9 protein-coding genes and 1 pseudogene are annotated in these 10,750 nt (G+C 68.1%); 5 read left to right on the top strand and 5 right to left on the bottom strand.

Features of this window, described 5'->3' with window-relative positions:
* Positions 1 to 111: 111 nt before the first annotated feature.
* On the bottom strand, positions 112 to 288 hold the full coding sequence (locus MKK82_RS12300; RefSeq protein ID WP_238292907.1) for a hypothetical protein: 177 nt from the start codon (positions 286 to 288) through the stop codon (positions 112 to 114).
* A 635-nt stretch (positions 289 to 923) separates the two neighbouring features.
* Positions 924 to 1,472, bottom strand: a pseudogene (locus MKK82_RS12290) (recombinase family protein); the annotation flags it as partial.
* Between the two features lie 405 nt (positions 1,473 to 1,877).
* Here MKK82_RS12290 and MKK82_RS12285 point away from each other — a divergent pair.
* Both MKK82_RS12285 and MKK82_RS12280 read left to right on the top strand, forming a co-directional pair.
* Positions 1,878 to 2,207 (top strand): YciI family protein, encoded by a 330-nt coding sequence (locus MKK82_RS12285; RefSeq protein ID WP_238292909.1) that lies wholly within the window; start codon positions 1,878 to 1,880, stop codon positions 2,205 to 2,207.
* Between the two features lie 646 nt (positions 2,208 to 2,853).
* Positions 2,854 to 5,034 (top strand): ATP-binding protein, encoded by a 2,181-nt coding sequence (locus MKK82_RS12280; RefSeq protein ID WP_238292911.1) that lies wholly within the window; start codon positions 2,854 to 2,856, stop codon positions 5,032 to 5,034.
* Positions 5,035 to 5,711: 677 nt separating this feature from the next.
* On the opposite strand, the gene wrbA is transcribed toward MKK82_RS12280, so the two are convergent.
* Both wrbA and MKK82_RS12270 read right to left on the bottom strand, forming a co-directional pair.
* On the bottom strand, positions 5,712 to 6,329 hold the full coding sequence (gene wrbA / locus MKK82_RS12275; protein ID WP_238292964.1) for an NAD(P)H:quinone oxidoreductase: 618 nt from the start codon (positions 6,327 to 6,329) through the stop codon (positions 5,712 to 5,714).
* A gap of 48 nt (positions 6,330 to 6,377) precedes the next feature.
* On the bottom strand, positions 6,378 to 6,671 hold the full coding sequence (locus MKK82_RS12270) for a hypothetical protein (RefSeq protein ID WP_238292913.1): 294 nt from the start codon (positions 6,669 to 6,671) through the stop codon (positions 6,378 to 6,380).
* A 752-nt stretch (positions 6,672 to 7,423) separates the two neighbouring features.
* On the opposite strand from MKK82_RS12270, the gene MKK82_RS12265 reads away from it, so the two are divergent.
* Positions 7,424 to 7,600 carry a hypothetical protein gene (locus MKK82_RS12265; RefSeq protein ID WP_238292915.1) on the top strand — a complete coding sequence of 59 codons (177 nt, stop codon included), beginning with the start codon at positions 7,424 to 7,426 and terminating at the stop codon, positions 7,598 to 7,600.
* A gap of 27 nt (positions 7,601 to 7,627) precedes the next feature.
* Here the strand turns inward: MKK82_RS12265 and MKK82_RS12260 are convergent, their stop codons facing one another.
* Positions 7,628 to 7,858: a hypothetical protein gene (locus tag MKK82_RS12260; RefSeq protein WP_238292917.1), complete on the bottom strand. Its 231-nt coding sequence runs from the start codon at positions 7,856 to 7,858 to the stop codon at positions 7,628 to 7,630.
* A 291-nt stretch (positions 7,859 to 8,149) separates the two neighbouring features.
* On the opposite strand from MKK82_RS12260, the gene MKK82_RS12255 reads away from it, so the two are divergent.
* Complete coding sequence (locus MKK82_RS12255; RefSeq protein WP_243985859.1) at positions 8,150 to 8,620, top strand: hypothetical protein; 471 nt, start codon at positions 8,150 to 8,152, stop codon at positions 8,618 to 8,620.
* Positions 8,614 to 10,239, top strand: coding sequence for a methyl-accepting chemotaxis protein (locus MKK82_RS12250; RefSeq protein ID WP_243985858.1), 1,626 nt, complete (start codon positions 8,614 to 8,616; stop codon positions 10,237 to 10,239). Before MKK82_RS12255 ends, MKK82_RS12250 begins: the two co-directional genes overlap by 7 nt.
* The last annotated feature ends 511 nt before the right edge of the window (positions 10,240 to 10,750 follow it).

Genomic DNA, 10,750 nt, shown 5'->3' with positions numbered 1-10,750 from the left:
CTTCCGCAGGCTTTCGCGGCGGCCCCGACGGGGTCTGGGCACCAACCGCAGCAGGAAGGCAGGCGAGGGTGGCTAGAGCGGCCAGGAGCGCGAAGGAGCGGCGCATGGGGATCACGCCAAGCCATCCTTGGCCGCCTTGTCCGGGTCGTCGGGCTCGCTCTCGGCGTCCTTGACCACGTCCCGGCCCGCAGACGTGCGGCCGGCCGTCGGGTCCGGCACGGTGACGGTCCGGACCGGTGTTGTCGGAGGCACCACGCTCACGCCCGAAGGCTTGTCCGTCTCAGTCATGGCTAGGCCGCTCTCCGTGATGCTGAGCCGTCGCGCGGATCAAATGACCCGCCCGGCGGCATCTCCCAGGGACGCAGATCCCGCGCGGTCGGTCATCCGCGCTGGAAGGCGGCCATCACCCGCGGTGATGGCCGCGGCCTCCGTCAGCCCGGTGATCTGCTCACTTGTTGCCGCCGCCTCCGCCGCCCTGGGGCACGGCGCGAGAGGGCTGGTCGGCGTTGCCACCCGCCGCTGAGTTGTTCGTGATGGTGTCGGCAGGTCGACCCGTGGGGGTGCCCGTGACGGTGCCCGCGGCACCGGTCGAGCCCGGCTGTGGTGCCGCGACCCCCGATGCACCGGGAGCCGTCGCGGACGGAGCTGCGGCTGGAGCCTGTGCGACGGCGGCCCCGGAGAAGAGCAGCATGAACGGAAGGGCTGTGACGAGCGTGCGATGGCGCATTGGAGCCTCTGTGTCGATGAACGGCGATAACGCACGCGTGAGCAGAAACGTTTCCCTTTTGACGCCGCAGGATCGTCCTTCGCTGAGCGGGCGCTGTTGGCTTCGGATCGAACCTCCTCCACGACAGCCGGGAGGACGCGCCGGCGGCACCCGAACGGGAAGGACACGGCAACGCCCGCCGGACCACAGCGTGGCGTCAGCGCTGCGCAGATCCCCGTCCATCAACAAAGAGGCGATCGCCGCGGGCCATTCGCCGGCCTGATCGCGTCGGCATCCGCCCGTGATGCGATGGGCCCGGTCGCGGGAAGTAGCGGTAGAACGTGTCCCGGTTGCCCCCGAGCCGCCTGGCGATGTCGGCCACGCGGATCGGGCCGGCGGCGAGCGAGGCACGGCCGACCGGAGGTCGTCCCCACTCGGCGTCTTCGGCCGCCCGTCCTTGCGGCCCCGGGCGGCCCCCGCCGTCAGCCCCTGTCGTGCGCTCACGGTTGAGGTCGAGGAAGCACTCGGCCAGGGCGCCCTGCATCGGTCGGGCGGAGCGGCCGTATGCCGTGGCGCTGTCGAACAGATCGGTGCGTGAGCGGATGTGCATGTCGGCCGCCCGCAACCCGTCGCCGGTGCGCATCATCTCGGCACGCGAGCGGCCGAGCCGGCCGAGCTTCCACACGACGGGCACGTCCGCGGGGCGTCGACGGGCCAGGGCCGCCTCGAACTCTTGTCGCTTGATCCCGGCCTTGCCGGACGTCCTCGCCTCGAAGACGCATTCGCACCCGGCCCTGGACGATTATCCGACAAGACGGACCCGTTTCGAGTGGCTCGGGACCGGCTCCCGAGCGTCGTCGGAAAGACGATCCCGTCTCCGACATGCTTCAGCTAGAGGACAAAGGTCCGCAATGGCTGGCCTTCGGACGTTGGACTTCCGGCCCGAAGCGGACGTTCCGCCTTCGATCCAGCCTCGTGGCAGACGCTGGTTCGCGTCAGCGTCGCAGGCGGATGTCCGTCGCGTCGAAAGCGGACGGCGGCTCAACGCCGGGTCGCCGAAATCTGGATTGGGCTGGCAACCTACCCGATGTCGCGCCTGACCGAACGAGGAAATCGCGTTCAGGAAGCGTCGCAATCCACTAAGCATCAGCCGATTCTGAGAGGACCGCGCATGCCCAAGTTCGTAACCATCGGATACGGTAACGAAGCAGGGTATGAACGGATCACTCCGGAAGTACGCGATGCCGCGCATGCACACGATAAGCGCCTCGTCGAATCTGGAGCACTCGTCGGCAGAGCGGGTTCGCCGGTTCAGGTTCGCAATCCCGACGCCAAAGGTGTTCAGGTAGAAAATACGGCTTTCATGTCATCGCCGCTCCCGATTGCCGGGTTTGCCATCATAGAAGCCGAGAATATCGCTGAAGCCATCAAGTTGGTATCTCGGTCTCCCTGTGCCGTGGCACACGGTGTCGTGGAGGTCTGGCCCGTGGCCGGGTCATAAACAGGCTGTGAGGCTGGAGTTCGCGGATCTGCCGACCGGCGTTCCGAGGATGGTCGGCACCTCGAAACCGTTTATCCCGCGTGTGAACGGGGTACGTCAGGCCACCGCGAAACGGCGGCTTTGCCGGGGGGCGAGCAGCCACCGCTTCCGCTCCGGGATGTCCCCGAGATCTGATACTGGTTCGTTCGCCGCGGCGTCTGCGTCGAGGCGAGTCCCCGGCGACACGATCCGAGTGTCGCGGCGGTCGCACGAAGACCCGGTCGGCGCCCAGCAGGCTGACGGCGGAACACGCCTTCCACCGATGTCTTCAGGCCGGACGAGCGGCAGGTTGCAGCGCGCCCCTTCCCCGCTGCGACGTACATCGACGAGGCCATCGGGCCGCGTGAGTTCCATAAATGTTGATCTATGATGTTTTGCGAACCATCGATTCCTTCATTGATACTGCGAAGCCTCGCTCGACTTGCGACGGCAACCGGCCCACGGGATGTCGTCGCACGTTTGGACTCGTCTCAAGTCCGGACTCATCCGCGGTCCGGGACTGCCTGGCCACAGCAGCGGGATCGGTACTTCAGTTGTTCGTTCCGCTCATCCCATCCCTGAGGCTGTTGTGATCCCGGCACCGTCGTTCCTCGCCGGAGGAGGACGGATGGGTGCCGCGATGCGGGCCCACGACTGGTCCGGCTCGCCGCTCGGGGCCCCCGAGGCATGGCCTGCCTGCCTGCGCTCGACCGTGAGCTTGCTGCTCGGCTCGCGCTTCCCGATGTTCGTGGCCTTCGGCCCCGAACTCGGCTTCCTCTACAACGACGCCTACGCCGAGATCCTCGGCGACAAGCACCCGGCGGCGCTGGGCGGTCGCTTCCACGACATCTGGGCGGAGATCTGGCCCGACATCTCGCCGCTCATCGACCGGGCGCTTGCCGGCGAGCCGACATGGTCCGACGACCTGCCTCTGACCATGAACCGGCGCGGCTACGACGAGCAGACCTGGTTCACCTTTTCCTACTCTCCCGTCCGCGATGAGCAGGACAGGGTCGCCGGCATGTTCTGCGCCTGCACCGAGACGACCGGGCGCATCCAAGCCGAGACGGCCCTGCGCGCCAACGAGGCCCGCCTCCAGTTCCTTGATCGACTCGGCAGGGAGACCGCGAAGAGCACCGATGCGGACGAGATCCTCGCCACGACCACCCGCATGGTCGCCGAGCATCTCAGTCTCTCCAACTGCGCCTACGCGGACATGGACCCGGACGAGGACGGCTTCACCATCCGGGGCGATTGGGCGGCCGAAGGCTCCCCGAGCATCGTCGGCCATTACAGCCTCGCGACGTTCGGCGAGCGCGCCGTCCGGGACCTCGGCGCCGGCCGCCCCTTGGTCATCAACGACAACCTCGCGGAGCTGGCGCCCGCGGAGGCCGCCACCTTCCAGGCCATCGGCATCGCGGCCACGATCTGCATGCCGCTCGTCAAGGATGGTCGCCTGACCGCGCTGATGGCCATCCATGACCGTGTTCCCCGGGTCTGGTCGGACGACGCGCTCGCGCTGATCACCGAGGTGACGGAGCGTTCCTGGGCGCATATCGAGCGCGTCCGGGCCGTTACGAAGCTCGAAGCCTTGAACGCGACCCTTGAGCAGCGCGTCGAGGAGCGCACCTCCAAGCTCATCGAGACGGAGGCGGTGCTGCGGCAATCGCAGAAGCTGGAGGCGGTCGGCCAACTCACCGGCGGCGTCGCGCACGACTTCAACAACCTGCTCACCATCATCCGCTCGTCGGTCGATTTCCTGCGCCGTCCGGAACTGCCGGAGGCGCGCAAGAGCCGCTACCTCAATGCCGTGTCGGAGACGGTGGACCGTGCCGCCAAGCTGACCAGTCAGCTCCTCGCCTTCGCGCGGCGGCAGACGCTGCGACCCGAGACACTCGACGTCGGAGCGCGGTTGCATGCCGTGGCCGAGCTGCTCGACACGATAACGGGCGCCCGCATCGAGGTCCTCACCCAGCTCCCGGCAAAGCCTTGCTACATCAAGGCGGACCTCAGCCAGTTCGAGACGGCGCTGGTGAACATGGCGGTGAATGCCCGCGACGCGATGGAGGCGGGGGGCACCCTCACGCTGCGGCTCGAATGCGGCGCGCCGTTGCCGCCGATACGGGGCCATGCCGGTGCGCCGGGTCCCTTCGCGGCCGTTTCGCTCGGCGACACCGGATGCGGCATCCCGCCCGACCTGATCCACCGTGTGTTCGAGCCGTTCTTCACGACCAAGGAGGTCGGGAAGGGTACGGGCCTTGGCCTCTCCCAGGTCTTCGGCTTCGCGAAGCAATCGGGCGGGGACGTGAAGGTCGAGAGCGTACTGGGCCGGGGAACCACCTTCACGCTCTACCTTCCGGAGGTCCAGCCCCAAGGGCCCGTCGCCGCGTTGGGGGGGGAGGTCGCGGAGACCGATCCGGGCGGCGCGGGTCAGCGGGTGCTGGTTGTCGAGGACAACGTCGAGGTCGGACGCTTCGCCACGCAGATCCTGGAGGATCTGGGGTACGAGACGGTCTGGGCGACGAACGCCGAGGAGGCGCTCGACCGGATCGGCTGGGACGGGGCCGGCTTCGACGTCGTGTTCTCCGATGTGGTCATGCCGGGCATGGGCGGGATCGAGCTGGCCAAGGTGCTGAAGCGGCGACTGCCGGACCTGCCTGTGGTCCTGGCCTCCGGCTACAGCCACGTCCTGGCGCAGGAGAGCGCCAACGGCTTCGAGCTGCTCCACAAGCCCTACTCGGCCGACCAAGTCTCCCGGATCCTGCGCAAGGTCATCGGTCGGAACCGGCGGAGGGCTGTGCCCGGCTGACGCGTGCAAGCGCCGCCTCGGCGACCCCGCCCAAACCTCCGGCCCGCCCGGTCAAGATCGTTGCCGCGCGCCGGTGCGGGGTCGCGCGTCGCGGGGGACCCGGAACTCCGTGGACCTCTATCTCGGTCGCCGCGTTGAGCGATATGCGCGCGGAGTTCCCATGTCCCTGTCCGACCCAACCCGCTTGGCCCTCACGGAAGCCGCTCTCGCGTCCGCGGATCGGCTCTGGCGCGAGGAGATGCACCGGATCTATGGACCGGATGGGGTCCTGACCTATGGGTACGCGCCCGAAGGGCAGGGCGGCCTCGGCACGCCGTTGCGGCGTAGCTACGAGGCCCGGCGCGTAGCTGTCGCGCTCTGGCGCAGTGAACGCCATCAACGCCGGCCCAAGGCGACAACGCCGTGCTGACGGGTGGTTGACTTTGGCTGTTGGGAGTGTCGATCCTCGTCCTGTTCCTGAGCTGGATCTTCGTCCTGCGGGGCCGATAGACAGGCTGCCCGCATCCTGTCGGGGCCTGACAGGCCGGTGTGCGCGCGCGTCCAGCCCCCACCGTACCGATCCGGGGTCTTAACACCCCGGATCCCACGACCGGTGGCGAACCGGAGGGCGAGGACCTCCTCGAGGACGCTAAGCGCAAGCTCGACGATCCCGACAGCGCGTCCGAGGACGGCTTGGCTTAGTCGGCATCCCGCCGGCGACACGGCATCTCGCCGGCCGCGATCAGCGCACCTGCGATCGTCACCATGCGCCGCCCTTGATGGCGCGCGGCGTCGAGGTCTTCCGACCGCGGGGGCTGGTTCTCTTTACCGACGATCGCGGACGCGCCGTAGGGGGAGCCCGCCTCCAGCATCGCCTCATCGGTGTAGCCGGTCGGCAGGATCACCATGCCGAGATGCGCCATCGGCGCGTACAGCGACAGCGTGACGACCTCGGAGCCGCCATGCGGCCAGGAGGCCGCCGCGAAGGCGCCCCCGACCTTGCCGGCCAAGGAGCCGCGTTTCCACTGAGGGCCGAGCAGGTCGAGAAAGTTCTTCAGCTCGGTTGCCATGGCTCCGAAGTAGCTCGGCGTGCCGAACAGGATCGCGTCCGCCCATTCGGCATCCTCGTGCGTCGGAGCCTCGTACAGGGCGTTTTGCCGAGCCGCGCTCTCGGTCCAGCCTTCGACCTTCGCCATCGCGGCCGCATCGGCCACCTCTCGTGGTCGACGCACGCGCACTTCCGCGCCGGCGTCTCGCGCGGCCTTAGCCGCAGCCGTCGCAAGCGCTTCGACCGCGCCGCTGCGTGAGTAGTACACGACCAGCAAGCGGGTCGGATCGGATGTGTGGTGGGTCACGGCCTCCTCCTACGGATTGGCGCTACGGGCCGCCGGCTGGGGGTAGGATGGATTGCCGCCTGGAACAGCGGTGCTGTTGGACGTCGACGTCGCGCTGCCTGTACCGTCCCCGGTTCCCGTGATCTGCCTGCGCGAGGCGTCCTGGCTCTGGCTCGCGTAGTCGGGCGGTGAGCTTCCGCCCTGCCACATCATGAGCCCGGCCAGCGCGGCCAGCATCAAACCCACGCTGACGATCAGGACGTAGAGCACCGGTCTGCCGCGCTTGCCTTGCCGACCGTCTTGTCCGGAGAGTTGTTCTGCCACCGATGTACCTCGCTCGCTCGATGATGCGAGCGCGCAGGAGCAACGGGCCGCTGGTAGGAGAGGTCCAGCCCTGTGGCGCTATGGCCCTGGGCCCGGGTGCGGTGCCCTGCAGCGGGACCCCCCCGGTACCGCAATCGCGGGGCGTGAGGGGTCGGCCGGCCGCTCAGGGCAGCGCCGCTGCCCGCGGCTGCGCCACGCAGGCCGACGTCCGGACCGCTGCTGGTACCGGGGGCCGTATCCGGCCCACTGAGCTGCCCCCGCGCTCCATTGACCTCCCGGAATTGCTCTGCACGGAGGCTGGGTTGTCGACGGCGCCCTCGGCGCTGCCACCACCGGCCGCGTTTTAGCCATCGCGGCGCCCGAAGCCGTTGGGGTGAGCGCGGCCGCGGGAACAGGTGTCCTTATCGGAATGGCCTGCCTCTCGGGACCGATCCGTACGAGCGGTCCCGGGATGACCTTCCACCTTCTCGACGCGTCCAAACTGTCCCGCACCGGCGACGGGTTAGGTGTGCCACTTCTTAACGCTCTGCGCGCACTTGTAGGAAGGGCTGCGATCACGTCGGGATTTGGCGGTGGTTTGTCAGCTGTCCCTGCGTAGGCGTACCGCTTTGCTCGAATTCGATCCGTTCACCGGTCGGACCATCGCGTTTCCGAGGCCGAAGCTGCGACCGGAAGTGGGTTGCGCCTGAGGCTGCATGCTCCCCACCCCGGAATACCAGCTTCGGATTGCCCGACGGCGTCCCCAAGGTGGGATGGACGTCGACACCGCCTCCTTCGACGCTCCGACCCTGGAGCTCGCGATCGCCCGCGCGACGGCGTTAACGGGTCAGTTCCTGGGGCAGCAGCCGGGCGTAGCGACGCTGACCAGCACGGTGCGGGGTCTCATCTGGTCGCAGCGGTACAAGATGCCCGAGCCGCCGCGGCCCTAGATCTCGGCTCTCGCAGAGAGGCCTGCGTCAGGCGGTACGTTGGACCCCGTCCCGCATACGCGACGCCTCCGTCCGCCACGCATCGAACCGGGCGCGAACTTCAGCGAGTTCCGCCTGCAGGGCCTCGATGCGGGCATGAAGCTGGCCCGCGTCGATAGCGGTCTCGACGAGCAGGTCCTGGGCGGACGCAAGCTGTTGCCGCAATTCGGCATTCTCCGTTGCTAGAGCGAGGAGCAAGCCCGCGTTGTCGTCGCCCATCGTGTAGTCACGTCACATCGGTTTCCAGGCGACCGTATCCATTATTATGGCCAAGCTTCTAGAGCCCGGGGCACACACCCCCTCGAATTCGTCCGACAATCCGGCGGCAAGCCATCGGCGTATCGTTCGGCTGGCGGTGTGAGCTTCGCCGGCCCTGTTCGAGCGATCGGCTAAGAATTGGACAGCCGCGCTCGTCTAATGAGCAAGGTTAAATCTTCGTCAACCGGTTTGCCGGCTACGATCTAAAAGCTGCCACCGACTGCTATGCAGCGTATGAACGTGGAACCTGCGATGAAGATCTCGGTACGCGCGCTTCTATCGGGCTTGTTCGGCCTGATGTGTATTATAGCCCTGTGCCTCGCAGGCGGAAGCATCAGACAGGCTCTCACAGTCGAGCAGAGCGCAGGCGAAGTCGCCACGTTGGCGCAGCTCGACCGGATTATCTTTCAGAGCTTCGCGTCCACACGCCTCGAATGGGGGTCCTCATCGGCCGCTCTGCTGATCGGGAGCGATCGGAACGAGAAAGAGCGCAAGGCCGCCCTTGAGTATCGTTCTGAGGCGACGAAGGCGTTGGAGGCCAGCCTGAATGGGTTGGCCGGCTTGTCGCTTGACGGAGCGGCCCAGGTCCACCGCGAACTCACCACCACCTACGAGAGCTGGCAGGCCATCCGCCGCGAAGTCGTCACGGCTTCGGCCAGGAGCTTGGCGCTCGCGACAAGACCGTGCGGGCGCGGCTGGACGAGCGCCTTGAGCCGATGCTGAACGCCTTGCAGCATGCAACCAAGCTCTTAGGTCACCGCATCGAGGCGCTCGACGCCACGACATTCCCCGTCATCCAGATCAGTGCGACTGCGTGGCAGGCGCGGCTCCATGCTGGATTGCTCCGCTTCCAGGTGCGCACGATCCTGGCACAGAACAGGGCGGTTCAGCCGGAAGAGGCGACGGCGCTGCGCGAATATGCGCATCAAGTCTCCTCCGGTCTCAGCGTCATGGCCGATCTGATCGATGAGCATGTCCCCGCGGCCCTCCGCTCGGCGCTGGCGGCGGCACAGAACAGTTTCTCCGGCGATGCCTTTGCAAGCCTCCGCAAGGCGATCGACACCTCCGCGGCCACCGGCCAGCCCCTCGCCTTCGGCATGGAGACGTGGCTGAAGCTCGCTGGCGATGCGCAATCCAACGTCTTCGCCGTCGCGACGACAGCGATGGAGGTTTTGACGGTCCAGGCCACGAGATCCGCCGATCAGGCGCGGACGTGGGTTCTGCTGCTGACCGGGATGGCGATCGGCATCCTCGCCGTCGCGGTGGTCAGCTTCGTTATCCTGCAGCGGTGGGTCTCCCGGGCTATCGTCCGGCTGGAAGGAGCGATGGTTGCCCTCGCCGCCGGCGACACCACGGTCGGCGTTCCTGGCGCCGGTCGGCGCGATGAGATCGGGGCGATGGCTGCTGCGGTACAGGTGTTCAAGGACAACGTGATCCGGACGCGCCAGCTGGAGGCGGAAACGGCCCACGCCCGGCTGTCGGCCGAGGAGCAGCGGAGAGCGGGCATGCGCCAGATGGCCGACGGCTTCGAGCAAGCTGTCGGCGGCATCATCGGCATGGTGTCATCCTCGGCGACCGAGCTGCAGGCCACAGCCCAGACCATGACCGCCACCGCCAGACAGACGGCGAGCCAGTCGACCACCGTCGCCGCGGCCGCCGAGGAGGCTGCCAGCAACGTGAACACCGTGGCCGCCGCTGCTGAGGAACTGGGCTCCTCCGTTCAGGAGATCGGACGCCAGGTGGACGGTTCGGCCAGCCTCGCGCAGCGCGCCGTGAGCGAAGCCGATCAGACGGCGGTCCTGGTGCAGGAACTGAGCACCGCGGCGGCCCGGGTCGGCGACGTAGTCGGGCTGATCTCCTCGATTGCAGGCCAGACCAATCTCTTGGCGCTCAACGCCACCATCGAGGCCGCCCGTGCCGGTGCGGCGGGCAAGGGCTTTGCAGTCGTCGCCTCCGAGGTGAAGGCGCTCGCCGAGCAGACCGCCAAGGCTACGCAGGAGATCTCGGGCCAGATCGCTCGGATCCAGTCCTCAACCGATCAGGCCGTTTCGGCGATCAGCTCGATCGCGGGCCGCATCCAGGAGATCAGCGGCGTCACGACCTCGATCGCCGCGGCCGTCGAGGAGCAGGGTGCGGCAACTCAGGAGATCGTGCGCAACGTGAGCCAAGCGGCGGCAGGCACCGGTGAAGTGACGAGCACCATCGCGGGCGTGGCGGGCGCTGCAGAGGAGACCGGGGCAGCAGCGAGCCAAGTGCTCGGCGCAGCGTCGGAGCTGTCGCGTCAGTCCGAGCACCTCGCCGCTGAGGTCGGTCGCTTCCTCGCCACCGTTCGGGCAGCCTGAGCGGCGGGCGGCTCGCCCCTTTGGCGATCCGGCATCATCGCACGCCCGTCCCCTCTCACCGGGTGGGGGCGGGCGTTTCGGCTTCAAGAGCACCCCGTCGAGCCGATCGGGCGTTGAGGGGACGCCGCTCCGCCTTCTCCAGTCCCGGCGGCGCAGAGCAGCACCCTGCCGATCCCGCCCGAGCACCGCTCCTCTGCCCCGCCGACCGGCCGCAGCTGTCAGCCGTGATCCGGTTCGGTCATGCGCGGTGCGTCCGCGCGGGGGCGGACGGCCGCACGGGCCGCGGCGCCCTATTCGGTGGGCCCTGCCCTTGCGGCCGCGGCCGCAGGCGCTCGCCCGGCTGTCAGCTGTCCTGATCGAGATCCAGGTTGCGGATCAGGTCACCGATCGGGTCGCCGGCGGCGGCCTTCCCTTGCGCCACGGCCGGCACCAGCTTGCCCGACAATCGCGGCCACGTTCGTGCTCCCGGCGGCAATGCCACAGTTGTCCGGTGCGCCAGCAGCACTCTGCT

This window comes from Methylobacterium sp. E-046 (genome assembly GCF_022829625.1).
Classification (GTDB): domain Bacteria; phylum Pseudomonadota; class Alphaproteobacteria; order Rhizobiales; family Beijerinckiaceae; genus Methylobacterium; species Methylobacterium longum.
This window is presented reverse-complemented; position numbering and strand designations above follow the sequence as displayed.

Excerpts from the sequence above, each read along its gene's own strand:
- MKK82_RS12265 (WP_238292915.1), top strand. The coding sequence starts at position 7,424 with ATGGACGTCGACACCGCCTCCTTCGACGCTCCGACCCTGGAGCTCGCG.
- MKK82_RS12280 (WP_238292911.1), top strand. The coding sequence starts at position 2,854 with ATGGGTGCCGCGATGCGGGCCCACGACTGGTCCGGCTCGCCGCTCGGG.
- MKK82_RS12260 (WP_238292917.1), bottom strand. The coding sequence starts at position 7,858 with ATGGGCGACGACAACGCGGGCTTGCTCCTCGCTCTAGCAACGGAGAAT.
- MKK82_RS12285 (WP_238292909.1), top strand. The coding sequence starts at position 1,878 with ATGCCCAAGTTCGTAACCATCGGATACGGTAACGAAGCAGGGTATGAA.
- MKK82_RS12255 (WP_243985859.1), top strand. The coding sequence starts at position 8,150 with ATGAAGATCTCGGTACGCGCGCTTCTATCGGGCTTGTTCGGCCTGATG.
- MKK82_RS12300 (WP_238292907.1), bottom strand. The coding sequence starts at position 288 with ATGACTGAGACGGACAAGCCTTCGGGCGTGAGCGTGGTGCCTCCGACA.
- MKK82_RS12250 (WP_243985858.1), top strand. The coding sequence starts at position 8,614 with ATGCTGAACGCCTTGCAGCATGCAACCAAGCTCTTAGGTCACCGCATC.